The organism is Shewanella insulae (assembly GCF_009831655.1).
Taxonomy (GTDB): domain Bacteria; phylum Pseudomonadota; class Gammaproteobacteria; order Enterobacterales; family Shewanellaceae; genus Shewanella; species Shewanella insulae.
Map to the genome: position 1 here is coordinate 12,420 of NZ_WRPA01000006.1, position 26,809 is coordinate 39,228.

21 protein-coding genes and 2 tRNA genes are annotated in these 26,809 nt (G+C 52.6%); 22 read left to right on the forward strand and 1 reads right to left on the reverse strand.

The genetic code is table 11. The annotated features are described in order from the left end of the window. Positions 1-107: 107 nt before the first annotated feature. The 11 genes from dnaK to secF all read left to right on the forward strand — a co-directional run bounded on the left by dnaK (position 108) and on the right by secF (position 14,736). The gene (dnaK, locus tag GNT65_RS08200) at positions 108-2,021 is read left to right on the forward strand and encodes a molecular chaperone DnaK (protein WP_160795144.1); all 1,914 of its coding nucleotides are present in this window, start codon (positions 108-110) and stop codon (positions 2,019-2,021) included. A 148-nt stretch (positions 2,022-2,169) separates the two neighbouring features. Further along, the gene (gene dnaJ, locus GNT65_RS08205; protein ID WP_160795146.1) at positions 2,170-3,300 is read left to right on the forward strand and encodes a molecular chaperone DnaJ; all 1,131 of its coding nucleotides are present in this window, start codon (positions 2,170-2,172) and stop codon (positions 3,298-3,300) included. A gap of 154 nt (positions 3,301-3,454) precedes the next feature. Beyond that, on the forward strand, positions 3,455-4,243 hold the full coding sequence (locus tag GNT65_RS08210; protein ID WP_160795148.1) for a M48 family metallopeptidase: 789 nt from the start codon (positions 3,455-3,457) through the stop codon (positions 4,241-4,243). Positions 4,244-4,311: 68 nt separating this feature from the next. Beyond that, the gene (locus tag GNT65_RS08215; protein WP_160795150.1) at positions 4,312-4,929 is read left to right on the forward strand and encodes a BamJ family beta-barrel-assembly machinery protein; all 618 of its coding nucleotides are present in this window, start codon (positions 4,312-4,314) and stop codon (positions 4,927-4,929) included. A 96-nt stretch (positions 4,930-5,025) separates the two neighbouring features. Continuing rightward, positions 5,026-5,841, forward strand: coding sequence for a 4-hydroxy-tetrahydrodipicolinate reductase (gene dapB, locus GNT65_RS08220; RefSeq protein WP_160795152.1), 816 nt, complete (start codon positions 5,026-5,028; stop codon positions 5,839-5,841). Positions 5,842-6,000: 159 nt separating this feature from the next. Beyond that, positions 6,001-7,173, forward strand: a complete 1,173-nt coding sequence (carA, locus tag GNT65_RS08225; protein ID WP_181006213.1) for a glutamine-hydrolyzing carbamoyl-phosphate synthase small subunit — start codon at positions 6,001-6,003, stop codon at positions 7,171-7,173. Between the two features lie 20 nt (positions 7,174-7,193). Beyond that, the gene (carB, locus tag GNT65_RS08230; protein ID WP_160795156.1) at positions 7,194-10,415 is read left to right on the forward strand and encodes a carbamoyl-phosphate synthase large subunit; all 3,222 of its coding nucleotides are present in this window, start codon (positions 7,194-7,196) and stop codon (positions 10,413-10,415) included. Between the two features lie 282 nt (positions 10,416-10,697). Beyond that, entirely contained in the window at positions 10,698-11,174 is a 477-nt protein-coding gene (greA, locus tag GNT65_RS08235) for a transcription elongation factor GreA (protein WP_160795158.1), read from the forward strand. A gap of 152 nt (positions 11,175-11,326) precedes the next feature. Beyond that, on the forward strand, positions 11,327-11,881 hold the full coding sequence (locus GNT65_RS08240; protein WP_160795160.1) for a hypothetical protein: 555 nt from the start codon (positions 11,327-11,329) through the stop codon (positions 11,879-11,881). A gap of 118 nt (positions 11,882-11,999) precedes the next feature. Next, on the forward strand, positions 12,000-13,835 hold the full coding sequence (gene secD, locus GNT65_RS08245; protein ID WP_160795162.1) for a protein translocase subunit SecD: 1,836 nt from the start codon (positions 12,000-12,002) through the stop codon (positions 13,833-13,835). Positions 13,836-13,839: 4 nt separating this feature from the next. Beyond that, entirely contained in the window at positions 13,840-14,736 is an 897-nt protein-coding gene (secF, locus tag GNT65_RS08250; protein WP_420853511.1) for a protein translocase subunit SecF, read from the forward strand. Between the two features lie 121 nt (positions 14,737-14,857). Here the strand turns inward: secF and yhbY are convergent, their stop codons facing one another. After that, positions 14,858-15,157, reverse strand: a complete 300-nt coding sequence (gene yhbY / locus GNT65_RS08255; protein ID WP_033537396.1) for a ribosome assembly RNA-binding protein YhbY — start codon at positions 15,155-15,157, stop codon at positions 14,858-14,860. A gap of 91 nt (positions 15,158-15,248) precedes the next feature. Between yhbY and rlmE the strand changes: the two genes are divergently transcribed. From rlmE to infB, 11 genes are all read left to right on the forward strand, one after another. Further along, complete coding sequence (gene rlmE, locus GNT65_RS08260; RefSeq protein WP_041509097.1) at positions 15,249-15,878, forward strand: 23S rRNA (uridine(2552)-2'-O)-methyltransferase RlmE; 630 nt, start codon at positions 15,249-15,251, stop codon at positions 15,876-15,878. A gap of 45 nt (positions 15,879-15,923) precedes the next feature. Then, entirely contained in the window at positions 15,924-17,894 is a 1,971-nt protein-coding gene (gene ftsH, locus GNT65_RS08265) for an ATP-dependent zinc metalloprotease FtsH (protein WP_160795164.1), read from the forward strand. Between the two features lie 156 nt (positions 17,895-18,050). Continuing rightward, a complete protein-coding gene (gene folP / locus GNT65_RS08270; RefSeq protein ID WP_160795458.1) occupies positions 18,051-18,836 on the forward strand; it encodes a dihydropteroate synthase in 786 nt (261 codons plus the stop codon). Between the two features lie 78 nt (positions 18,837-18,914). Beyond that, a complete protein-coding gene (gene glmM, locus GNT65_RS08275) occupies positions 18,915-20,246 on the forward strand; it encodes a phosphoglucosamine mutase (RefSeq protein WP_160795166.1) in 1,332 nt (443 codons plus the stop codon). Positions 20,247-20,414: 168 nt separating this feature from the next. After that, positions 20,415-21,197, forward strand: coding sequence for a triose-phosphate isomerase (gene tpiA, locus GNT65_RS08280; protein ID WP_011866628.1), 783 nt, complete (start codon positions 20,415-20,417; stop codon positions 21,195-21,197). Position 21,198: 1 nt separating this feature from the next. Next, a complete protein-coding gene (gene secG / locus GNT65_RS08285; RefSeq protein WP_160795168.1) occupies positions 21,199-21,543 on the forward strand; it encodes a preprotein translocase subunit SecG in 345 nt (114 codons plus the stop codon). Positions 21,544-21,666: 123 nt separating this feature from the next. After that, positions 21,667-21,752, forward strand: a tRNA-Leu gene (locus tag GNT65_RS08290). 103 nt (positions 21,753-21,855) lie between these two features. Beyond that, positions 21,856-21,932: transfer RNA gene (locus GNT65_RS08295), tRNA-Met, on the forward strand. A gap of 159 nt (positions 21,933-22,091) precedes the next feature. Next, positions 22,092-22,547: a ribosome maturation factor RimP gene (gene rimP, locus GNT65_RS08300; RefSeq protein WP_160795170.1), complete on the forward strand. Its 456-nt coding sequence runs from the start codon at positions 22,092-22,094 to the stop codon at positions 22,545-22,547. Between the two features lie 27 nt (positions 22,548-22,574). Continuing rightward, entirely contained in the window at positions 22,575-24,074 is a 1,500-nt protein-coding gene (nusA, locus tag GNT65_RS08305) for a transcription termination factor NusA (RefSeq protein ID WP_160795172.1), read from the forward strand. A gap of 26 nt (positions 24,075-24,100) precedes the next feature. Next, complete coding sequence (infB, locus tag GNT65_RS08310) at positions 24,101-26,758, forward strand: translation initiation factor IF-2 (protein ID WP_160795174.1); 2,658 nt, start codon at positions 24,101-24,103, stop codon at positions 26,756-26,758. The last annotated feature ends 51 nt before the right edge of the window (positions 26,759-26,809 follow it).

Below are 26,809 nucleotides of genomic sequence, written 5' to 3' on the forward strand. Positions count from 1 at the left end.
GGAAAGATATTGGCTCGGAAAATTAGGCTTGAAAACGAATTCGCCTATCCCCATATCTGAATCAGATAACAAAGTTAGCGTAAGTTAAAAGTTTTTTGGAGGACTCCATGGGTAAAATTATTGGTATCGATTTAGGTACAACTAACTCTTGTGTAGCTGTACTTGATGGCGATAAAGCACGCGTAATTGAAAACGCGGAAGGCGATCGCACCACACCGTCGATCATCGCATATACTGGCGAAGAAGTATTAGTTGGTCAGCCTGCGAAGCGCCAAGCTGTAACAAACCCAAAGAATACCTTCTTTGCTATTAAGCGTCTTATCGGTCGTCGTTTCAAAGATGACGAAGTACAGCGTGACGTAGACATCATGCCATTTAAGATCATCGGCGCAGACAACGGTGATGCATGGGTTGAAGCGCACGACAAGAAGATGGCACCGCCACAAGTTTCTGCAGAGATTCTGAAGAAGATGAAGAAGACTGCCGAAGACTACCTGGGCGAGCCAGTAACCGAAGCGGTAATTACCGTTCCGGCTTACTTTAACGATTCACAACGTCAGGCGACAAAAGACGCCGGTCGTATCGCTGGTCTGGAAGTTAAGCGTATCATCAACGAGCCTACCGCTGCGGCACTGGCTTACGGTATCGACAAGAAGCAAGGCGATAACATCGTTGCGGTATACGACTTAGGTGGTGGTACCTTCGATATCTCTATCATCGAGATCGATAGCGTAGAAGGCGAGCAGACCTTCGAAGTATTGGCAACCAATGGTGACACTCACCTGGGTGGTGAAGACTTCGATAACCGCCTGATCAACTACCTGGCCGACGAGTTTAAGAAAGAACAATCTCTGGATCTGCGTAACGATCCATTGGCGATGCAGCGTCTGAAAGAAGCTGCCGAGAAGGCAAAGATCGAGCTGTCTAGCACGACTCAGACTGAAGTTAACCTGCCATACATCACGGCAGATGCGACAGGTCCTAAGCACTTAGTGGTTAAGATCACTCGCGCTAAGCTTGAGTCTCTGGTTGAAGATCTGATCCAACGTTCACTCGAGCCGCTAAAGGTGGCACTGGCTGACGCAGACCTGTCTGTATCAGACATCAACGAAGTGATTCTGGTGGGTGGTCAAACCCGTATGCCTAAGGTACGTGAAGAAGTTTCTAGCTTCTTCGGTAAAGAGCTGCGTCAAGACGTTAACCCAGACGAAGCGGTTGCTATCGGTGCTGCGGTTCAGGCGGGTGTACTTGCCGGTGACGTGAAAGACGTACTGCTGCTTGACGTAACGCCTCTGTCTCTGGGTATCGAAACCATGGGCAGTGTGATGACTAAGCTTATCGAGAAGAACACCACTATCCCGACTAAGGCTAGCCAGACCTTCTCGACTGCCGATGACAACCAGAGTGCGGTAACCATTCACGTACTACAGGGTGAGCGTAAGCAATCTAGCGCCAACAAATCGCTGGGTCAGTTCAACCTGGAAGGTATCGAGCCTGCACCACGTGGCATGCCACAGATTGAAGTGGCCTTCGATATCGACGCCGATGGTATCTTGCATGTGTCTGCGACCGACAAGAAGACAGGCAAGGCACAGAACATCACCATCAAGGCCTCTTCTGGTCTGAGCGATGAAGAAGTTGAAGCTATGGTACGTGACGCCGAGGCGCACGCCGATGAAGACGCTAAGTTCGAAGAGCTCGTGACTGCACGCAACCAGGCTGATGGCATGGTTCACGCGACTAAGAAGCAGATCGAAGAAGCGGGCGAAGCACTGCCAAGCGAAGACAAAGAGAAGATCGAAGCGGCGATGGCCGAAGTTGAAACTGCCACTAAAGGCAACGACAAAGAAGCTATCGAAAAAGCAACGCAAGCCCTGATGGAAGCGTCTGCCAAGCTGATGGAGATCGCTCAGGCTAAGGCGCAAGCTGGCCAAGGCGAGCAGGCTCAGCAGTCTGACGAAGCTCCTGCTGACGATGTTGTCGATGCCGAGTTTGAAGAAGTTAAAGACGACAAAAAATAATTCAGGCCCAGCCTAAATTATTTCCAGCGGGCGTTATGGGGTAACTCTAACGCCCGTTCGTATAACTTAAGGGGCAGTTGGTCTTTTTAGATTGAACAAAAAGTAAACCTAAAAGGTCAACAGACCCTAGCGCAGAAAGTATGAGACTATGTCAAAGCGAGATTATTACGAAGTATTAGGCCTAGGTCGCGACGCCAGCGAGCGTGAGATTAAGAAGGCTTATAAGCGCCTGGCCATGAAGTTTCACCCGGATCGCAACCCAGGTGACAAGGCGGCCGAAGCCAGCTTCAAAGAGGTAAAAGAAGCCTACGAAATTCTAACCGACAGCGACAAGAAGGCGGCCTATGATCAGTTTGGTCATGCGGGCGTCGATCCTAACCGTGGTGGCGGTGGATTTGGCGGCGGTGCCGACTTCGGTGATGTATTCGGTGACGTGTTTGGCGACATCTTCGGCGGTGGACGCCGTGGTGGCCAGCGTCAGGCGGCGCGCGGCTCGGATCTGCGTTACAACCTGGAACTGTCACTGGAAGAAGCGGTTCGCGGCCTGACCAAAGAGCTGCGCATTCCTACTTTAACCACCTGTGATCTCTGTGACGGTAGCGGTGCCAAGAAAGGCAGCTCGCCAACCACATGTGGTACCTGTCATGGCCAAGGCCAGGTGCAGATGCGCCAAGGCTTCTTCGCGGTGCAGCAAGCCTGTCCTACCTGTCATGGCCGCGGCAAGATCATCAAAGATCCTTGCGGCAAGTGTCATGGCGAAGGTCGCGTAGAGAAGAGCAAGACACTGTCGGTGAAGATCCCTGCGGGTGTAGATACCGGCGATCGCATTCGTCTGTCGGGCGAAGGGGAAGCGGGCGAGTTTGGTGCACCTCCAGGAGATCTCTATGTGCAGGTCACCGTACGTGAGCATGCCATCTTCGTGCGTGACGGCAACAACCTCTACTGCGAAGTGCCTATCTCATTTAGTACGGCGGCACTGGGCGGCGAGATCGAAGTGCCGACACTCGATGGCAAGGTCAACCTGAAGATACCTTCGGAAACTCAGACGGGTCGCATGTTCCGTCTGCGTGGCAAGGGGGTCAAGTCGGTGCGCAGCCATGCGGTCGGCGACCTGCTGTGTAAGGTGGTGATGGAAACGCCGGTGAACTTGAGTGACAAGCAGAAAGAACTGCTACGTGAGTTCGATAAGACCCTGACGGGTTCATCAAAGAAGCACAGCCCTAAGGCGGAAGGTTTCTTCGATGGCGTGAAGAAGTTCTTCCAGGACTTGAACAGCTAAGCCCTGCTGATACACAATAAAAACCTCGCAATGCGAGGTTTTTTTATTGCCATATATTTTGGCTATTCTTTAATGATCACTTGTTAATAGCCAACTATTTATAACCAACTATTTATAATCAAGAATGAAGTTTCATAATGAGAAGGGATGAGAGATGAAACAGTTAACCGCTGCGCTGGTGATACTCTTATTAGCCGGCTGTGCCACCACACAATCGCCCACCGGGCGTAAGCAGACCCTGCTGTTTTCAGCGCAGCAGATGGATCAGATGGGGGCCGAATCTTTTGCCGAGATGAAGAAACAGCAGAAGGTAAGTCAGGATAAGCAGGCCAATCAGTATGTGACTTGTGTGGCCAACCGCATCACCTCAGTGTTGCCAGATCGCCAGCCAAACTGGGAGGTGGTGGTATTCGAGTCGGATCAGGTTAACGCCTTCGCCTTGCCCGGGGGGCACATAGGTGTCTATACCGGCCTCTTGAAGGTGGCCAAGAATCAGGATCAGCTGGCGACCGTTATCGGTCACGAGGTGGCCCACGTGCTGGCTAACCACAGCAACGAGCAGGTGTCACGGGCGCAGATGACGGGGGTTGGGATGCAGATTGCCGGCGCAGCCATCGACGTTAGTGGTTTGAGTAATAAGGATCTCTATATGTCGGCTCTGGGCTTAGGTGCCCAGTATGGCTTTATTCTGCCCTATGGCCGTGCCCAGGAGAGTGAGGCCGATGTCATGGGGGTCGAGCTGATGGCCAGAGCCGGGTTCGATCCCAGCCAGAGCATCAGTCTGTGGCAGAACATGGCCAAGGCGGGAGGCAGTCAGGGTCCTGAGCTATTGTCGACCCATCCGTCCCACGATCATCGTATCGCCGACCTGCAGCAGATGTTGCCTCAGGTGACGCCTCTGTACCGCAGTGCAAGTGCCAGTGGAAAAAAACGCTGTGACTAGGGTTTTTTATCACAGTCTGTGATAAAATCCGCCGCGAAATTAATTGAATAAATGAGAGTACAATCATTATGTCTGATAAGTTCACCACAATTGAACAGCACGCCAGCTATGGTGTTGGCCGCCAATTAGGCGAGCAACTCGCAGCTAACTCATTCGAAGGTCTCGATATTTCAGCTGTTCAGGTTGGTCTGTCAGATGCGTTTGAAGGTAAAGAGAGTGCTGTCTCTATGCAAGAGCTTCAAACTGCATTCACTGAGATTAGTCAGCGTATTCAAAAGGTTCAGGAAGCTGCTGCTGCGGCAGCCTCTGCAGAAGGCGAAGCCTTCCTAGCTGAAAACCAACAGCGTGACGGCGTAGTAACCCTAGAGTCTGGTCTACAATACGAGATCATCACCGAAGGTACAGGCGACAAGCCTAACTATGATTCGACCGTTCGTACTCACTATCATGGTACTTTCATCAGCGGTGACGTATTTGACAGCTCAGTTCTACGCGACCAGCCTGCCGAGTTCCCTGTTTCTGGTGTGATCGCCGGTTGGACCGAGGCACTACAACTGATGCCTGTGGGTTCTAAGTGGAAGCTGTATGTACCGCATCACCTTGCCTACGGCGAGCGTGGCGCAGGTGCCTCAATTCCTCCTTATTCGGCCCTAGTGTTCGAAGTGGAATTGCTCGACATTCTCTAATCGAAAAAGCCTAAGCGTTTGCTTAGGCTTTTTTTTGAAATGATTTGGCGTTAGCCTTGTGTCCTGTGGAAACCTTCAAGTGTTTAGGAGAATTAGATGACAGAGCAAGTAAGAGTGGCGATAACCGGTGGCAGTGGTCGCATGGGCCGAACTCTTATTGAATCGGCAAAACTCAGCAGCAATATCTATCTAGGTGCGGCGGTTGAGCGTGCGGGTTCAACATTAATTGGTGTCGATGCGGGCGAACTCGCCGGTGTGGGGGCCATGAATGTTGCCATTACTGATTCGCTAGACAACGCCGTCGACGACTTCGACATTCTTATTGACTTTACCTCACCCGAGGCCAGTGTGGTACATACCGACTGGTGTTCTCGCAACGGTAAGGCGATCGTCATCGGTACCACTGGCTTCAATCATGCCCAGAAAGAGCAGATTGCCGCCTATGGCGAGACCACGCCTATCGTGATGGCGCCTAATATGTCTGTGGGCGTCAACCTGATGTGGCGTCTGCTGGAGCTGGCCGCCGAGGTGATGGGCGACTACACAGATATCGAGATCATCGAAGGGCATCACAGATATAAGAAAGATGCACCGTCCGGCACAGCGCTCAAGATGGGCGAGGTGATTGCCGAGGTCTTGGGTCGTGACCTGGAGAAATGTGCCGTCTATGGCCGTGAGGGGATCACCGAAGAGCGTAGTCGAGAGACCATAGGCTTCTCTACCATTCGCGCCGGCGACCTGGTGGGTGAGCACACGGCTATGTTCGCCGATATCGGTGAGCGTCTGGAGATCACCCATAAGGCCTCGAGTCGTATGACCTTTGCCAACGGTGCCATGCGTGCCGCATTTTGGCTGGGCGATCAGGGCCCCGGACTATACGACATGCAACAGGTCTTAGGCCTGAAGGATTAGTATTTAAAAAAACGCCTATTTGGCGTTTTTTTTTGAAAGAAAGTACCACTTATCTATAGACGAGTTTCACAATTACCTATAAAATTGTCGGAATTTGTCAAAATTTCGCATTTAAGCGAAAGTTGGTATTTTAAATATAAAACAAAACCTTATTATTCAATGGCTTGGCTCTTTTCGGAGGTCGCGTTGACAAAGTCTGCCTTACTCGTACTCGAAGATGGAACCGTATTCTCTGGCACTGCAATTGGTGCCGATGGACTCGCAGTTGGTGAAGTGGTATTTAACACTTCCATGACGGGTTACCAAGAGATCCTGACGGATCCTTCCTATTCTCGTCAAATTGTTACTCTAACCTACCCGCACATTGGTAACACTGGTACCAATAGTGAAGATACCGAATCTGATGCTGTACATGCTTGTGGTTTGATCATTCGCGATCTGCCGCTACTGGCGAGCAACTTCAGAAATCAGCAATCCCTAAGCGATTACCTAAAAAGCAACAATGTTGTAGGCATTGCCGATATCGACACGCGTAAACTAACACGTATCCTCAGGGAAAAAGGGGCACAGGCGGGTGCCATCTTAGTGGGTGACATGGATGAAACTAAGGCGCTGGAGGCGGCTAAGGCCTTCCCAGGCTTGAAAGGCATGGACCTGGCCAAAGAGGTGACCACACAGGAGCAATACCAATGGCGCAGCGGTAGCTGGCGTCTGGTGGGCGGCCTGCCGAGTGACACTCCTGAGTCAGAACTGAAATACAAAGTCGTAGCCTATGACTACGGCGTTAAGCGCAACATCCTGCGTATGCTGGTCGATCGCGGCTGCGATGTAACCGTAGTACCGGCGCAGACCCCAGCAGCTGAAGTACTGGCGATGAATCCCGATGGTATCTTCCTGTCGAACGGCCCTGGCGACCCAGAGCCATGTGACTACGCCATCGAAGCGATTCAGACTTTCCTTGAGACAGACATTCCACTCTTCGGTATCTGCCTTGGCCATCAGCTATTGGCACTGGCCTCGGGCGCTAAGACGCTGAAGATGAAGTTTGGTCACCATGGTGCTAACCATCCGGTCAGCAACCTGGTGCAGGGCAATGTGATGATCACCAGCCAAAACCATGGTTTTGCTGCAGATGAAGCCAGCCTGCCCGCCAATGTTAAGGTGACCCATAAGTCACTGTTCGACGGCTCGCTACAGGGTATCCATTTGACCGACAAACCAGCGTTCAGTTTCCAGGGTCACCCAGAGGCGAGTCCTGGGCCCCATGATGCCGCGCCGCTGTTCGATCACTTTATCGAGTTGATCGAAGAATATCGTCATAACGCTAAGTAGTCCGGGAGAAAGTTACAGCAATGCCAAAACGTACAGACATAAAAAGTATTCTTATCCTGGGTGCTGGCCCTATCGTTATCGGTCAGGCATGTGAGTTTGACTACTCGGGGGCCCAGGCGTGTAAGGCGCTTCGTGAAGAGGGTTACCGGGTCATTCTGGTGAACTCTAATCCAGCGACCATCATGACAGATCCAGAGATGGCCGATGCCACCTATATCGAGCCGATTCATTGGGAAGTGGTACGTAACATCATCGCCAAGGAACGTCCCGACGCGATTCTGCCGACCATGGGCGGCCAGACTGCACTGAACTGTGCCCTGCGCCTCGAGTCGGAAGGCGTGCTGGCCGAGTTTAACGTCGACATGATTGGTGCCACCGCCGATGCTATCGACAAGGCCGAAGATCGTAGCCGTTTCGATGAGGCGATGAAGAAGATTGGCCTCGAGTGTCCTCGTGCCGGTATTGCCCGCAGCATGGAAGATGCCTATGAGGTACTCGAGCAGGTTGGCTTCCCTTGTATTATCCGTCCATCATTCACCATGGGTGGCTCGGGCGGTGGTATCGCCTACAACAAGGAGGAGTTCGAGGAGATCTGTTCTCAGGGTCTCGAACTGTCACCAACCAACGAACTGCTGATCGATGAGTCGCTCATCGGTTGGAAAGAATATGAGATGGAAGTGGTTCGTGACCGCAACGATAACAGCATTATCGTCTGCTCTATCGAAAACTTCGATCCTATGGGTGTGCACACAGGCGACTCTATCACTGTCGCGCCCGCGCAGACCCTGACAGACAAAGAATATCAGCTGATGCGTAATGCATCCTTGGCGGTACTGCGCGAGATCGGCGTAGAAACCGGCGGCTCGAACGTTCAGTTTGGTATCAACCCGAAAGATGGCCGCATGGTGATCATCGAGATGAACCCGCGTGTATCGCGTTCATCGGCACTGGCCTCTAAGGCGACAGGTTTCCCTATCGCCAAGATTGCCGCCAAGCTGGCGGTGGGTTTCACCCTGGATGAGCTGAGCAACGATATCACAGGTGGCGCAACACCAGCTTCATTCGAGCCTGCCATCGACTATGTGGTCACTAAGGTGCCACGCTTCAACTTCGAGAAGTTTGCCGGTTCAAATGACCGCCTGACCACTCAGATGAAGTCTGTGGGCGAGGTGATGGCTATCGGTCGTACCTTCCAGGAGTCGCTGCAGAAAGCGCTACGAGGCCTGGAAGTGGGCGTCAATGGTCTCGACTCTATCGTCGATGTGGAAGATAACGATGCCCTGTCGCGTATCCGCCACGAGTTGAAAGAGCCGGGTGCCGATCGTATCTGGTATATCGCCGATGCCTTCCGCGCCGGCCTGAGCCTGGACGCCATCTTCAAGCTGACCAATATCGACCCTTGGTTCCTGGTGCAGATCGAAGAGCTGCTGACCCTCGAAGGTCAGGTAAAAGAAGCCGGCATGTCTAGCATGGATAAGGACTTCCTTTACAAGCTTAAGCGCAAAGGCTTCTCCGATGCGCGTCTGGCTGCCCTGATGGGGGTTAGCGAGTCTGAGATGCGTAAGCTGCGCTATCGTCACGAAGTGTACCCTGTGTACAAGCGCGTCGATACCTGCGCCGCCGAGTTCTCGACCGACACCGCCTACATGTACTCGACCTATGAAGAAGAGTGTGAGGCTAATCCCTCTAACCGCGACAAGATCATGGTGCTGGGTGGTGGTCCTAACCGTATCGGCCAGGGTATCGAATTCGATTACTGCTGTGTGCATGCGGCGCTGGCGCTGCGTGAAGACGGTTATGAGACCATCATGGTTAACTGTAACCCAGAGACAGTATCTACCGACTATGATACCTCTGACCGCCTGTACTTCGAGTCTGTGACCCTGGAAGATGTGTTGGAGATCGTCCGTATCGAGCAGCCTAAAGGGGTTATCGTGCAGTACGGTGGTCAGACGCCGCTGAAACTGGCTCGCGACCTCGAGGCCGCCGGTGTGCCTATTATAGGTACCAGTCCGGATGCGATCGACCGCGCCGAAGACCGTGAGCGTTTCCAGCAGGCGATTCAACGCCTTGAGATGAAGCAGCCGGAAAACGATACCGTTACTACGGTAGAAGGCGCAGTGATCGCCGCCGAGCGTATCGGCTACCCGCTTGTGGTGCGTCCATCTTACGTGTTGGGTGGCCGCGCCATGGAGATCGTCTACGACGAGCAAGACCTGCGTCGTTACTTCAACGAAGCCGTGAGCGTTTCTAATGCCTCGCCAGTCCTGCTGGACCGCTTCCTCGATAACGCCACCGAGGTGGATATCGACGCGGTATGTGACGGCACAACTGTTGTGGTTGGCGCCATCATGGAGCATATCGAGCAGGCGGGTGTTCACTCGGGCGACTCGGGCTGCTCTCTGCCACCATACACCCTGAGCCAGGAGATCCAGGATCAGATGCGCGAGCAGGTGCGTAAGCTGGCGATGGAACTTGGGGTTGTGGGTCTGATGAACGTGCAGTTTGCGGTTCAAGATAACACCATCTACATGATCGAGGTTAACCCGCGTGCGGCTCGTACCGTGCCATTCGTCTCTAAGGCGACGGGTGTACCGCTGGCGAAGATCGCAGCGCGCGTCATGGCCGGTCAGACGCTGGAAGAGCAGGGCTTTACCAAAGAGGTGATCCCACCCTTCTACTCGGTGAAAGAAGTGGTGCTGCCGTTTAACAAGTTCCCGGGTGTTGACCCGCTACTCGGCCCCGAGATGCGCTCTACCGGTGAGGTCATGGGCGTTGGCGCCACCTTCGCCGAGGCGTATGCCAAGGCAGAGCTAGGAGCAACCTCTGAGGTGCCTAAGTCGGGCCGAGCGCTGCTCTCTGTGCGTAACAGCGACAAGAAGCGTGTTGCCGATCTGGCTGCCAAGCTGATTGAGCTGGGCTACGAGATCGATGCCACTCACGGTACAGCAGTGGTACTGGGCGAGGCGGGTATCAACCCTCGTCTGGTGAACAAGGTACACGAAGGTCGTCCACACATTCTTGACCGCATCAAGAATGATGAGTACACCTACATAGTGAACACCACCGAAGGTCGCCAGGCGATCGAAGACTCGCGTCAGCTGCGTCGTGGTGCCCTACGCTATAAGGTGAACTACACTACTACCTTGAACGCCGCCTTCGCGACCTGTATGGCACATTCTGCAGATAGTCGTACCAATGTGACCTCGGTGCAGGAGCTGCATCAGCGCATTAAAGGCTAAGGGGTAACCCTTGCTAAAAGGCCGCGCAAGCGGCCTTTTTTATGTAGATTTTAAGGTAAGAGATATTTGCAGGGGTAACCTTGACGGCGAGTTTTGCAGAGCTTTAGCTGGCGTTGGAACACACAGTTCTGAGGGCGCGCTAACAAACTCTTGGGGATCCGATAGCTTCTCCCGCCATCAGGGTATAGAATAGACGGATTCCAAGCGTTCTTTATTCCTAGTCAGTGGCCCAAGTGGTCAGGCTGACTAGGTTGCTTTTGTTTTGAGGAGACGAGTGTTCCTATGAATAAGGTTCCAATGACAGTTGTTGGTGCAAATCAACTGCGTGAAGAGTTAGATTTTTTGAAGTTTGAGAAGCGTCCAAAAATTGCCGAGGCCATTGGGGTTGCACGAGAACTGGGCGATCTGAAAGAGAACGCCGAATACCATGCTGCCCGCGAAGAGCAGGGACTGGTTGAGGCACGTGTACGTGATATCGAAGGTAAGCTGTCTCATGCACAGATCATCGACGTGTCCAAGATGGATAACACGGGGCGTGTTATTTTCGGTACCACAGTAACCATCTTGAATTTGGATACCGAAGAGGAATTTACCTATCGTATCGTGGGTGAAGATGAGGCCGACATTAAGGCGAATCTGATCTCTGTTACCTCGCCGATCGCTCGCGGCCTGGTGGGTAAATCGGAAGGGGACGAAGTCTCTATTCAGACGCCAGGTGGCATGACAGATTATGAGATCACCCTAGTAGAGTATATCTAATCTGATTTACGCTCGATTCATGCCCACAAAAAAGCCGCTATCACTAGCGGCTTTTTTGTGATTCAAACTGCCATGATGGACAAAGTTTAATTTGCCCGTCAGGGCTTGAAAAACTAGCATCCGCCCAAATATCCCTGTTTATGGATAACACCTTGCTGAGAATCATGCGCCTCTTTACCCTGCTGATCGCCATAGGTCTGCTGGGCAATGTGTATTCCGGGATTGCCATTGATGCAACCTGGAAGGCGTTTGAGCAAGCCTTACCCGAGCTCAGTCAGCAAGATGCAGGCAAAGAGCCGTCTTCTGCAGTATTGTCAGCGCCTCTTGGTCAAGCGCCCCAATCCCAGGAGTCCCTGCATCATAAGCTTGGCAAGCATGATGCTGCCGACAGAGAAAAGGTGGATGGCAAGGTTTCCCTGTCTCACTTATCCAAGTTGCTGCGCTCCGAGCAGGGGGACCAACTCTATTCGGCGCCTGGAGCCAGCCAGCGCTGCCTCAGCACGGCTGCTCCGCACGATGTGGCCGAGCCGCCCTATGAATTGGCGTTTGAAATCCCTATGCCACCGGCGCCTGTGCTCAGCATAGGTTTCGCCGAGCAATTGCCTATTGAGCAGTATTGGACCTTAAAGCACCCAGGGGCTGGTTTGCGCCTTGGGGGCTGGAAAGACGCCAACCTCCGCTATCGCTTCAGTCAGCAAGCCGCCTGACGCTCTCTCCCGGGCTTTTCTGTCCGGGTTTCACTTCATCTGTTGTCAGTCACTCCTTCATTGGATGGCTGCGAGTGTGATGTGTGGCTTAAGCCACAGTCGAAAAGAGAGCATAAATATGATAACTGACTCATTATTAAAGAGTAATGGCCGCGGGCGCCAGCCTAAAAAACTGCTTAATCACTACAGCGCCTGGAAATATCTGGTACTGGTAGTCACCCTGGTAATGATGGCGCTGAGCGCCTTGCCGACCTGGTATGGTGAAGATGCCGCGGTGCAGATTTCCCCCAAGGCCGGACTGGACTTATCTCCGACCCAGATAGTTTCTGAACTGGCCAAGGCCGATATCCAAGTCAAGCGCCTGGACAGCAAAGATCAGCAAACCCTGATTATTCTCAATGACGAAGGCCAACAGACTTTGGCCAAATCCTTGTTGGCCGGTCGTGCCAAAGATCCCGCTGAACTCACTCTGGCTTTGAGCCCGGCGGCGCCCGAGTGGTTGCTCGACATGGGGTTTGAACCCATTAAGTTGGGGCTGGATCTTCGTGGCGGGGTGCAATTCTTGTTGGATGTGGATATCACCCCTGTGTATCAAACCCAGGGAAGTTCACTGGCCGACGCCCTGCGTGCCTTTGCCAGAGAGCAGGGGATCCGAGGCTTGAGTGTGCGTCAGGGCGCTGAAGAGCAACTGACAGTGGTTATGCCCGAGACGGCTCGCGCCGGGGTGCGGCTGTTTATGGCCAGGCAATACCCACTCTGGCTGGTGAGCAGCAATAACAGTCAGCTCAAGTTGGCGCTGACTGAGGCCGAGAAAATCAACCTGCGTAACCTGACGGTGCAGCAAAACCTGCAGATCATGCGTACCCGTATCGAAGAGTTGGGGATCACCGAAGCGCTGGTGCAGCGTCAGGGCGAGAGCCGCATCCGTATCGAGCTGCCCGGTGTGCAAGACCCGGCAGCCGCTAAGAGTGTGATAGGGGCGACCGCGACTCTGGCCTTCTATGAAGTCAAGGACAGTGCCACCGGCGCCATCTTGATTAAAGACAAGTCCGGTAATTCTGTGCCCGTGGCACGCAAACCTGTGCTGACCGGCGAGCATATTGTCGATGCCCGTGCCAGCATAGGTGAAATGGGCACTGCCGAGGTCAATATTGCCCTAGACAGTGAAGGCGGCCGCCGTATGACCGACTTCTCCCGGGGTCATATCGGCAAACCTATGGCCACTGCATACAGTGAGTACAGCCGCGATGCCAACGGCAAGGCAGTACAAAGCAATGAAATTATCAGTGTCGCCACCATTCAGTCTGTGCTGCCGGAGCGTTTTCGGATAACCGGCGCCGGTAGTTATCAGGATGCGCAGCAACTGGCGCTTTTGCTGCGGGCCGGTTCTATGACTGCGCCTGTCACCATAGTTGAAGAGCGTACGATAGGCCCGACGCTGGGGGCTGAGAATATTCACAACGGCTTTGCCGCCCTGGCGCTCGGCATGGGGATCACCCTGGTGTTTATGGCGCTCTGGTATCGCAGGCTGGGCTGGGTCGCCAACCTGGCATTGCTGGCTAACATGGTGTTGCTGTTTGGCTTGCTGGCCCTGATCCCCGGCGCGGTATTGACTCTCCCCGGGATTGCCGGTTTGGTGCTGACTGTGGGGATGGCGGTGGATACCAATGTACTGATTTTCGAGCGGATCCGCGACAAGCTTCGTGAAGGGCGAGCATTGGCTCACGCCATTGATAAGGGCTTTGACAGCGCCTTCTCCACCATTTTCGATGCCAACTTCACCACTATGATCACTGCTGTAGTGCTCTACGCCATAGGTAATGGTCCTATTCAGGGGTTTGCGCTGACGCTGGGGTTGGGGTTGTTGACCAGTATGTTCAGCGGGATTTTTGCCTCAAGGGCGATTATCAATCTGGTTTATGGCAAGAACTTCAGCCGCGACGTGAGGGTTTAATATTATGATTAATATGAAAAATGCAACCAAGTGGCGTTATTTCAGCAGCGCGATTTCCGTGATTTTGATGATAGTGTCCATCAGTGTGATTGCCGTCAAGGGGCTTAACTGGGGGCTGGATTTTACCGGCGGTGTGGTCAGTGAAATCCGTATCGACAGCTCAATTAGCGCCAAATCGCTGCAACCTGTGTTGCAGCAGGCCTATGGGCAGGAAGTCAGCCTGATTGCTGCCGGTGAGCCGGGACGCTGGGTGCTGCGTTATGCCGCGCCGAGTGCCGGGCAGAGTATGCCGGAACTGCCGGAGGTACTGGCGGGTATGAACACTCATGTTGAAGTGCTCAATACCAGCATAGTCGGGCCTCAGGTCGGCCAGGAGTTGGCCGAGCAGGGCGGTTTGGCTTTGCTGGTGGCTATGTTGTGTATTCTGGGGTATCTCTCTTACCGCTTTGAGTGGCGTCTGGCATCCGGCGCAGTATTTGCTCTGGTGCATGATGTTATCTTTGTGCTGGCTTTTTTTGCCGCCACTCAGATGGAGTTCAACCTGACTGTGCTGGCGGCTGTGTTGGCCATTTTGGGATATTCGCTCAACGACTCCATCATTATTGCTGACAGGATCCGCGAATTGCTGGCTGCCAAGCCCAAGCTGGCGGTAAAAGACATCAATAACCAGGCGATTGCGGCCACTTTTGCCCGAACCATGGTGACATCCGGTACTACTCTGATGACTATTTCAGCACTGTGGATCATGGGCGGAGGCCCCTTGGAAGGATTTTCCATCGCCATGTTTATCGGGGTGTTGACCGGTACCTTCTCCTCAATATCGGTGGGTACTTCACTGCCTGAATGGCTGGGACTGTCCAGTGAGCATTATCGGGTGACGCCTGTGACCCAGACACCCTGATTGAAACCCGTCAATTAATAGTAATTTAATCCGCCGGCGCCACAATGTGTGCGCCGATGGGATTATGCCTACAAAAAAGCCACCGGTTAAGGTGGCTTTTTTGTGGGCATGAGTCCAGGAGTTATTTCGCTCTTGGTACGGCAATCTTCATCTCTGGAGATTGACGGAATAGGACCAATACGTGACCGATAAGCTGAACCTTTTCAGCTTGAGTTTCGCGTACAATGGCGTCAACGACTGCATTTTTTAGCTCTCTGTCTCCAGAGGCAACTTTCACTTTGATTAATTCATGATGAGAGAGTGCATTATCAATTTCAGCCAGTACACCTTCAGTCAGGCCATTGGCACCAAGCTGCACAACAGGCTTGAGGTTATGCGCTAAGCCTTTTAGATGCTGTTTCTGTTTGGTTGTTAAGTTCATTTCTACCAACTTTATGCTGAGTTACTGTTGAAAAACCGCTATTCTACCCTCATATAGCCTTTGTGTAACTCATATTTGTTGCGGATTTTTAATGTCAGGTAAAAAACGAACGGCCAGTTCCGCCCGATGGATGCAGGAACATTTCGATGATCATTATGTTAAGTTGTCGCAGAAACGGGGATTGCGTTCGCGCGCTGCGTTTAAAATAGAAGAGATACAACAGAAGGATAAGCTGATCCGCCCTGGCATGACTGTGGTGGATCTTGGTGCAGCCCCGGGTGGCTGGTCACAGATCGCCGTCAAGTTGGCCGGGGAGACTGGCAAGGTCATCGCCTGCGATATCCTGCCTATGGATCCGATTGTCGGCGTCGATTTTCTGCAAGGCGATTTTCGTGAAGAAAAGGTACTCGATGCCTTACTCGAACGAGTTGGCGATGCTAAAGTCGATGTTGTGTTGTCGGATATGGCACCTAATATGAGTGGTACAGGGGGCGTGGATCAGCCTCGCGCCATGTATTTGGTGGAGCTGGCACTTGATATGTGTCATCAGGTATTGGCACCAAATGGTAGTTTTGCTGTCAAAGTCTTTCAGGGGGAGGGCTTTGATGAGTATATGAAGGCGGTGAGACAGGCATTTACCACCGTCAAAACACGTAAGCCAGACTCGTCGCGACCGCGTTCGCGTGAAGTCTATCTTGTGGCGACGGGTTACAAGTTATAGTAACCTAACGTCAGTAACCGCAAGACTGTATGAGGTCTAGTAATTTTGAGTGATATGGCAAAAAATTTAATTCTCTGGGTTGTCATCGCCGTCGTGCTGATGTCAGTGTTTCAGGGCTACTCCCCCTCTTCATCGAATTCCATGAAGATGGATTATTCAACTTTCCTGGACGATGTGCGTGCCGGGCAGATTAATACTGTCGAGGTGAAGAGCGATCAACGCACCATCGAGGGTACCAAGAGAACCGGGGAAAAATTTACCACTATCATGCCTATGTATGACCAGGATCTGATCAACGATCTTGACCGTAAGGGTGTGACCATGAAAGGTCAGGAAGCAGAAGAATCTGGCTTCCTTACTCAGATTTTCATCTCTTGGTTCCCCATGCTATTACTCATCGGGGTGTGGATCTTCTTCATGCGCCAGATGCAGGGCGGTGGCGGTAAAGGCGCCATGTCTTTCGGAAAGAGTAAAGCCAAGCTGATGAGTGAAGATCAGATCAAGACTACCTTCGGTGACGTCGCCGGTTGCGACGAGGCTAAGGAGGATGTCAAAGAGCTGGTCGATTACCTCAAAGAGCCGACCAAGTTCCAGAAACTGGGTGGCCGCATTCCTACCGGTGTCCTCCTTGTAGGACCTCCAGGTACGGGTAAGACCCTGCTTGCCAAGGCGATTGCCGGCGAGGCCAAGGTGCCTTTCTTCACCATTTCAGGTTCTGATTTCGTTGAGATGTTTGTGGGTGTCGGTGCCTCTCGTGTCCGTGACATGTTCGAGCAGGCGAAGAAGTCAGCGCCTTGTATCATCTTTATCGATGAGATCGATGCCGTAGGTCGCCAGCGCGGCGCCGGTGTCGGTGGTGGTCACGATGAGCGTGAGCAGACCCTTAACCAGATGCTGGTTGAGATGGATGGCTTCGAGGGTAACGAAGGTATTATCGTTATCGCCGCGACCAACCGTCCCGACGTATTGGATGCCGCCTTGCTGCGTCCGGGTCGTTTCGACCGTCAAGTGGTGGTCGGCCTGCCAGACGTGCGTGGCCGTGAGCAGATCCTTAAGGTACATATGCGTAAAGTACCTCTGGCCGATGACGTTAAGGCGAGCGTAATTGCCCGTGGTACGCCAGGCTTCTCTGGTGCCGATCTGGCTAACCTGGTCAACGAAGCGGCGCTGTTTGCAGCCCGCGGTAATCGCCGCGTGGTGGGCATGGAAGAGTTTGAGAGCGCCAAAGACAAGATCATGATGGGCGCCGAGCGTCGCACCATGGTGATGTCGGAAGAAGAGAAAGAGATGACCGCCTATCACGAAGCGGGTCACGCTATCGTTGGCTGCCTGGTGCCTGAGCACGACCCTGTGCACAAGGTGACCATCATTCCTCGTGGCCGTGCCCTGGGTGTGACTTTCTTCCTGCCAGAGGCCGATGCCATCAGTCAGAGTCGTCGTAAGCTGGAGAGCCAGATCTCAGTGGCCTATGGTGGACGTATTGCTGAAGACCTTATCTATGGTAGCGAGAAGGTCTCTACCGGCGCCTCACAAGATATCAAATACGCCACTTCCATTGCACGTAACATGGTGACCCAGTGGGGCTTCTCCGAGAAGCTGGGCCCGGTATTGTATGCCGAAGATGAAAATGAGGTCTTCCTGGGACGTAGCATGGGTAAGACTCAGCATATGTCCGATGAAACGGCCAAGCTTATCGACGATGAGGTGAAGATCCTGATCGATAGCAACTATGGCAGGGCCTATAAATTCCTAACGGACAACATGGATATTCTTCACGCGATGAAAGAGGCGCTGATGAAGTACGAGACTATCGATGCGACTCAGATCGAAGATTTGATGGCCCGTCGAGAGGTTCGTGCCCCGGCCGATTGGAACATGGATGAAAATGGTTCGAACGGTAATGGCAATGGCGGTCATGGTGAAGCGGTAAAATCGCCTGAGTCGAGTGAAGCCCAAGGCGAGGCAGAGCCAGCGAATGAGCCCAAAGAAGGTGATGAATCACCTGTAATTAAGTAATCATCTTTACGATAGATTAACGGCATTATCTAAGAAAACCCCTTAACGGGGTTTTCTTGTTTACGACATTAGTGTGTGATTGAGGAGCCTCTCTTGCAGCAAGGGTTTCAACTAGTTAGTGGCGATAAACGCCTGGATCTTTCTCAGCCCAGAGTGATGGGAATACTAAACGTGACACCGGATTCGTTCTCTGACGGTGGTCGTTTCGCCAATATCGAGCCGGCCTGTCGCCACGCAGACGCTTTAGTTACCGAAGGGGCAAGCATTATCGATATCGGTGGCGAGTCGACTCGCCCCGGCGCGGCAGAGGTCAGTGTTCAGCATGAGCTGGACAGGGTCATCCCCCTGGTGGAGTATGTGAGTGCCCATCACGACGTGTGGATCTCGGTCGATACCAGCAAGCCTGAGGTGATGAGTGAGGCGGTAGCCGCCGGCGCCCATCTCATCAATGATGTGAGGGCACTGCAGGAGCCAGGCGCACTTACAGTTGCCGCCAAGCTAAATGTGCCTGTCTGTTTAATGCATATGCAGGGGCAGCCGAGAACCATGCAAGACGCGCCCCTTTATCACGATATCATAGCCGATATCAGCGGCTTCTTTGAGGAGCGCATCCAGGCCTGTCTGGCTGCTGGCATCGACAGAGACAACTTGCTGCTTGACCCAGGTTACGGCTTTGGCAAGACGCTGTCACATAACTATGAGTTGTTAAATCGCCAGGCCGAGCTGAAATCCTTCGGGCTGCCACTGCTTATCGGCCTGTCACGCAAGAGTATGATCGGCAACCTGCTAAACGCGCCGACAGATGAGCGCCTGGCGGGCAGCCTGAGCGCCGCGCTCTTGAGTATTCAGCAGGGGGCGCATATTATCCGTGTCCATGATGTAAAACCGACCATGGACATGATCAAGGTCATGCAGGCCAGCACCAATTATCAGGCATTATAAAAATTATATGCTGCGTTTTAGCTGGCGATGAGTAGATCAAATAAGTAAGGCCCTGGGATAGGGCAGAGGTAATAACAAGTGAGAAAATTCTTCGGAACCGACGGTATTAGAGGCAAGGTGGGCGCGGGTAAGATGACCCCGGAATTGGCGCTCAAACTTGGCTGGGCGGCAGGGCGTGTGTTATCTCGCGCCGGTACAAAGAAGGTGATCATAGGTAAGGACACGCGTATCTCGGGCTATCTGTTCGAGTCTGCGATGGAAGCCGGCCTGTCGGCCGCGGGTTTAAATGTGATGTTGATGGGGCCTATGCCGACACCAGCCGTGGCTTATCTGACCCGCACCTTCCGGGCTGAAGCCGGAGTGGTGATCAGCGCATCCCACAACCCATATTATGATAACGGTATCAAGTTCTTCTCTACCGACGGCAGCAAGCTCGATGACGAGGTTGAGCTAGAGATCGAACGTGAGCTTGAAAAGCCGCTCGAGTGTGTCGAGTCGCACCTGCTGGGTAAGGTATCGCGCATCGAAGACGCCGCCGGTCGTTACATTGAGTACTGTAAGGGCAACTTCCCTGCCGAGCATACCCTCAACGGTCTCAAGATAGTGGTCGACTGCGCCCACGGGGCAACCTATCACATCGCGCCGAGTGTGTTTCGCGAGCTAGGCGCCGAGGTGATCACCATAGGTGACAAGCCTGATGGCATCAACATCAACCATGAGGTGGGTGCCACCTCTATGGGTAAGATCCGTGAGACAGTGATCGCCGAGAAGGCGGACCTGGGTATCGCACTGGATGGTGATGGTGACCGCATCATGATGGTGAATCGTCACGGTAAGGTGATCGATGGTGATGAGATCCTCTATGTCCTGGCCTGTGATGCCCAGGATCGCGGCGTGCTAAAAGGCGGCGTGGTGGGCACCCTGATGTCGAACTTAGGGTTAGATCTTGCGCTTAAGGCCCGTGATATTCCCTTTGCCCGCTCTAAGGTGGGCGACCGTTATGTGATCGAGCTGCTTAAAGAGAAAGACTGGCGCATCGGCGGCGAGAACTCCGGGCATATCCTGAACCTGGATCATGGCACCACGGGTGACGGTATCGTCGCCGGTATCCTGGTGCTGGCGGCCATGTGTCGTAAGCAGGCGACCCTGGAGGAGCTGACCGAAGGGATCAAGATGTTGCCACAGGTGCTGGTTAACGTCAGATTCGAAGGCAGCCATAACCCATTGGAAGCCGATAGTGTATTGAGCGCCCAGGCGGAAGTGGAGGCCAAGCTTGGTGAACGTGGCCGTGTACTGCTGCGTAAGTCGGGCACAGAGCCATTGATCCGTGTCATGGTCGAAGGCGATGTGGCCAGCGATGTAAAAGCGCATGCTAACTATATTGCCGAGGCCATTAAGGCGCTAGTTTAAGGCGCTTGTACAGGATTTAGCCTTGCTGGGTTAAATCCTGTGCTATTTATCCCGCCCAAGGATAAAAAGTAATCGCTTCGACACTTTATCGCAAAAATTCGAGATTTAGGTATTGTAACTTAACAAGTGGTTCGCTATTATTCAGCCCGCTTTCAGAAGGAGACAGTGATGGCACTAAGACGCCCAATGGTCGCTGGTAACTGGAAAATGAACGGTACTGCGCAACTAGCGCAAGAGTTATTTACCAAGTTTGCTACCAAGCTTCAAAATGATTCTGCGGAAGTGGTCTTGTGTCCACCGAGTATTTTTCTTGAAAGTGTTCGTCAGCAGCTCGATGCTAACAAAGAAGCCTTAAACGGTTGTCTAGTTAGAATGGGTGCCCAAAACCTGAGTCAACATGACTTCGGTGCCTATACAGGTGAAGTATCTGGGCAGATGCTGAAAGATTCTGGATGTCGCTATGTCATCATCGGTCATTCCGAACGTCGTAGAATGTACGGCGAAACAAGCGACATCGTGGCGGAAAAATTTGCCGCCGCACAGAAGCATGGTTTGACCCCTATATTATGTGTAGGCGAGTCTGGTCCAGCACGTGAAGCAAGACGCACCTTCGAGGTGATTGCCGAAGAGTTGGATGTGGTCATCGAGAAGAATGGCACCATGGCTTTTGATAATGCGATTATCGCCTATGAGCCACTTTGGGCCGTAGGGACTGGTAAGAGCGCTACGCCAGAGCAGGCGCAAGAAGTACACGCGTTTATTCGCAAGCGTCTCTCTGAAGTGTCTCCGTATATCGGAGAGAATATCAGGATTTTGTACGGTGGTAGCGTAACGCCGAGTAATGCAGCAGATCTATTTGCTCAGCCTGATGTAGATGGTGGACTGATAGGCGGTGCTAGCTTAAACTCTACCGAGTTTTTAAGTTTATGTTCGATAGCGATGAGCGCATAATATGTACGAAGTTCTAATGGTTATTTACTTGTTGGTTGCGTTAGGCCTGATTGGTTTAATCCTTATCCAGCAAGGTAAGGGAGCTGACATGGGAGCCTCTTTTGGCGCCGGTGCATCAGCCACTCTGTTCGGTTCTTCTGGTTCGGGTAACTTTTTGACTCGTTCCACAGCGATACTGGCGATTGCCTTCTTTGCCCTGAGTCTAACGATTGGCAACTTGAGCGCAAACCACGCCAAGAGCGAAGAATCTTGGAAAGATTTAGGTGCCGATGCCGCGGCAGTAACTGAGCAAGTTACCGATGCAGTAAAAGACGCACAAAAGTCAGAAGATAAGATCCCTGACTAATCGCTCGAAAGAGCAAGGCGCGGCTTAGATTTAACCTTGATTTAATTTAGGTAGCGTGACTGGTAAAGATGAGTCTCCTCAACACTCATAGAAAGTCTTAATCAGTCGAAGTAACGATCACATGCGGATGTGGTGGAATTGGTAGACACGCCATCTTGAGGGGGTGGTGAGCCTAGCTCGTGAGGGTTCAAGTCCCTCCATCCGCACCAAATTTAGATTGAGCCTAGCTTGGTCTGAATCGATAAAGTGGCAGAGGTATCTGCCTTTATCATTGCAAATATTGTTCTCAATCAATATAATTGCAGCAGTTGACGCGGGGTGGAGCAGTTTGGTAGCTCGTCGGGCTCATAACCCGAAGGTCGTCGGTTCAAATCCGGCCCCCGCAACCAGCTTCCCAGTGATGAAGCAGCGCTTCATTTCTGTTACAGGTTCTGAATGATATGACCTCGTGATTACGGGGTTTTTTGTTATCTGGACTTTTGAAATATCGTCATTTGATGATGTCGTACTGGGGCTTTATGCCCTTTTTTGTTTTTCGGGGGGTAACCTTGGCAACTTTAGAAAGTAAGCTGGAACAGATGCTTATCGCGCCAGTTGAAGCATTGGGCCATAGTCTGTGGGGATTGGAATATGTACAGGCGGGCAAGCATTCGGTGCTGCGTGTATATATAGATAATGAAAACGGCATCTTCATCGATGATTGTGCCGATGTCAGTCGCCAGATCAGTGCCGTGCTGGATGTCGAGGACCCGATTTCGACCGAATATACACTAGAAGTTTCCTCACCAGGTGTCGATAGACCATTATTTACTGCAGAGCAGTATGCGAGATACCTAGGTGAAACCGTAAAGGTACAACTGACTATGCCTGTCGCTGGTAGTCGTAATTTAAAAGGGACCGTCGCGGGCGTTGAGGGGCAGATGCTGACTCTTACCGTAGATGGCAAAGAACTGATTATTGCCTTGGATAACATCCGCAAGGGCAACTTAATCGCTAAGTTTTGATGGATTCGAGCTGAACGAGGCAAGAGAATGAACAAAGAGATTCTGCTAGTCGCTGAGGCGGTTTCAAATGAGAAGGCCGTGCCACGCGAAAAGATTTTTGAAGCGTTGGAAATTGCGTTAGCGACGGCTACCAAGAAAAAATATGAAGGCGATATCGAAGTTCGTGTCGCTATCGATCGTAAGACAGGCGAGTACGAAACCTTCCGTCGTTGGATGGTGGTTGAGGATGATGGTCAGGCGCTGGAAAACCCTTTCCGTGAGATCACCCTGGAAGCGGCTCGTTACGAAAACCCTGAAATTCAGGTGGGTGAGTATATCGAAGATGAGATAGAGTCAGTCGTCTTCGACCGTATTACTACTCAGACCGCCAAGCAGGTGATTGTACAGAAGGTACGTGAAGCCGAGCGCGCTCAGATCGTTGACCAGTTCATCGACAAAGAAGGTGAGCTGATCACGGGTGTGGTAAAGAAGAGCAACCGTGAGAGCGTAGTTGTTGACCTGGGTAACAACGCCGACGCTGTGTTGTTTAAGGAAGACCTTATCTCACGCGAAAGCTTCCGTCCGGGCGACCGTGTTCGTGCGTTGCTATACGCCGTGCGTCCAGAGGCCCGTGGTGCACAGCTGTTCCTGACCCGTACCAAGCCAGACATGCTGATCGAGCTGTTCCGTGTAGAAGTGCCGGAAATTGCCGATGAGATGATCGAGATCATGGGCGCCGCTCGTGATCCAGGTTCTCGCGCTAAGATTGCGGTCAAGTCTAATGACCGTCGTATCGATCCTATCGGTGCTTGTGTGGGCATGCGCGGCGCGCGTGTTCAGGCAGTGTCTAACGAGTTAGGCGGTGAGCGTGTTGATATCGTGCTTTGGGATGATAACCCAGCGCAATTTGTGATCAATGCGATGGCGCCCGCCGATGTGGCATCTATCATAGTCGACGAAGATAACCACTCTATGGATATCGCCGTTGAAGCCGATTCGTTGGCACAAGCTATTGGCCGTAACGGTCAAAACGTGCGTTTGGCCACTCAGTTATCGGGCTGGGAGCTAAACGTGATGACAGTGGAAGATATGCAGGCGAAGCATCAGGCAGAGAGTGCCAAGATCGTTAACCTGTTCATTACTTCACTTGATGTCGATGAAGATTTTGCTCAGGTGCTTGCCGATGAAGGTTTCACTTCATTAGAAGAGGTCGCCTATGTACCAGAATCTGAACTGCTTGACATCGACGGCTTCGACGAAGATATCGTTGAGGCACTCAGAGAGCGCGCTAAGGCGGCGATCTCTACACGGGCTTTGGCATCCGAGGAAGCACTTGACGGTGCTGAGCCAAGCGAAGATTTACTTGCCCTAGAAGGTTTAGAGCGTCACTTGGCGTATGTATTGGCGAGTAAAGGCGTGATTACGCTTGAAGATTTAGCCGAACAAGGCATTGATGATTTGATCGAGATTGAAGAATTAACAGAAGAAAAAGCTGGTGAGCTCATCATGGCGGCCCGCAATATCTGTTGGTTTGGCGAAGAAGCTTAAGTCGATCAACAGAGGGGAGTTTACAGATGGCAGATACCACAGTAGCAAAACTGGCCGAGGAAGTAGGGAAGAGTGCTGATCGATTAGTTGAGCAGTTTTCTGAAGCCGGCATTAAGAAGAGTAAAGCTGATACTGTTTCAGAAGAAGAAAAGCAGAAGTTGCTTGAGTTTCTTAAGAAGCAACACGGCGGTGACGCAGCACCAACTAAGATGACGCTGCAACGCAAATCAATCTCGACACTGAGCGTGTCGGGTAGCGGTGGCCAGTCGAAAGATATCAAAGTCGAAGTGCGTAAGAAGCGTACCTTCGTTAAGCGTGACGTAGCGGCCGAGGCCGAGGCAGAAGCTAAGGCCAAGGCAGAAGCCGAAGCCAAGGCTGCAGCCGAAGCGGAAGCTAAGGCCAAGGCAGAAGCCGAAGCCAAGGCAAAAGCCGAAGCAGAAGCTAAGGCAAAGGCCAAGGCGAAAGCCGAGGCAGAAGCTAAGGCCAAGAAGGCGGCCGATAGCAAGCCTGTCGAGGAAGAGACTGCCGAAGAGAAGGCTGCTCGCGAAGAAGAGGCGCGTCTACTGGCTGCTAAAGAAGCTGCCGCTAAGGCGAAGGCCGACGAAGAAGCTAAGGCTGCGGCAGAAGAAGCGCGTCGTCTAGCCGAAGAGAACGAGAAGCGTTGGGCGGAAGAAGAGCGTCTGCGTAAAGAATCGGAAAACAGTGCCGATCACCATGTCACGACCTCGACCGAGGCACGTGCGGCGGAAGATACGGCCGACAGAGACGCCGAGCGTCGTGGTCGCCGTGCGCGTAAGCCTGCCGGTGGCAAGAAAGACGCTGCGAACAAGAGGCGTGGTGGCAGAGATGCTCGCGGTGGTCGTAACAACCGTAACCAGCGTAATGCGCCAGAGTCTATGGATCACGGCTTCAACAAGCCTGCAGCGGCTGTGAATCGTGATGTGAGCATCGGCGAGACCATTACTGTTGCCGAGCTGGCACAGAAGATGGCAGTTAAGGCGACCGAGATCATCAAGCAGATGATGAAGATGGGCTCTATGGTCACCATCAACCAGGTGCTGGATCAGGAAACTGCACAGCTGGTTGCCGAGGAGATGGGCCACAAGGTGGTTCTGACTCGCGAAAACGAACTTGAGCATCAAGTACTTGCAGACCGCGATGGCAACGTTAAGGTTGAGCCGCGTGCGCCTGTGGTGACCATCATGGGTCACGTTGACCACGGTAAGACATCGCTACTCGACTATATTCGTCGTGCGAAAGTGGCCTCAGGCGAGGCGGGTGGTATTACTCAGCATATCGGTGCATACCACGTCGAAACCGAGAACGGCATGATCACCTTCTTAGATACCCCTGGTCACGCCGCGTTTACCGCGATGCGTGCCCGTGGTGCCAAGGCGACCGATATCGTTATTCTGGTGGTTGCGGCCGATGACGGTGTGATGCCACAGACTATCGAAGCGATTCAGCATGCTAAGGCGGGCGGCGTACCGCTCATCGTAGCTGTGAACAAGATAGATAAGCCGGAAGCCGATCCCGATCGCGTTAAGTCAGAACTGTCTCAGCATGGCGTGATGTCAGAAGATTGGGGCGGCAACAACATGTTTGTACATGTGTCAGCTAAGTCTGGCGAAGGTATCGACGAGCTGCTGGAAGGCATCTTGCTTGAAGCCGAGGTGATGGAATTGAAGGCGGTACGTGAAGGCATGGCGGCCGGTGTGGTTGTTGAGTCTAAGCTGGACAAGGGCCGTGGCCCTGTTGCTACCGTGTTGGTTCAGGAAGGCACGCTTAAGCAGGGCGATGTCGTTCTGTGTGGTCTCGAGTACGGTAAAGTCCGTGCGATGAAGGATGAGAATGGTAAGTCGATCACCGAAGCCGGTCCATCGATTCCCGTTGAGATCTTGGGGCTCTCTGGTGTGCCATCTGCCGGTGACGAAGCGACAGTTGTTCGTGACGAGCGTAAGGCACGTGAAGTGGCGCTCTACCGTCAAGGTAAGTTCCGCGACGTTAAGCTGGCACGTCAGCAGAAGTCTAAGCTTGAGAACATGTTCGCTAACATGACCGAAGGCGAAGTCCAAGAGCTGAACATCGTCCTGAAGGCCGACGTACAAGGCTCGCTGGAAGCGATTTCCGACTCACTCAACAAGCTGTCTACCGACGAGGTGAAGGTTAACATCATCGCCAGCGGTGTAGGTGGATTGACCGAGACAGATGCGACCCTGGCGGCAGCATCAAACGCCATCATGGTTGGTTTCAACGTTCGTGCCGATGCACAGGCGCGTAAGACGATTGAGAGCGAAAGCGTTGACCTGCGTTACTACAGCGTTATCTATCATCTGATCGATGAAGTTAAGGCGGCCATGGGCGGCATGTTGGCACCTGAGTTCAAGCAAGAGATCATCGGTCTTGCTGAAGTGCGTGACGTGTTCAAATCGCCTAAGATTGGTGCTATCGCAGGTTGTATGGTTACCGAAGGTACCATCAAGCGTAGCGCGCCAATCCGCGTATTGCGTGACAACGTGGTGATCTTCGAAGGTGAGCTGGAATCACTGCGTCGCTTCAAGGATGACGTTAACGAAGTTCGTAACGGTATGGAGTGTGGTATCGGCGTGAAGAACTATAATGACGTCAAAGTTGGCGATCAGATAGAGGTCTTCGAAACGGTCGAAATCGCTCGAACCTTATAAGTTTAAAAGGGGCGGCGTAAGCCGCCCTTTTTGTTCAGGCATGACCCTAAG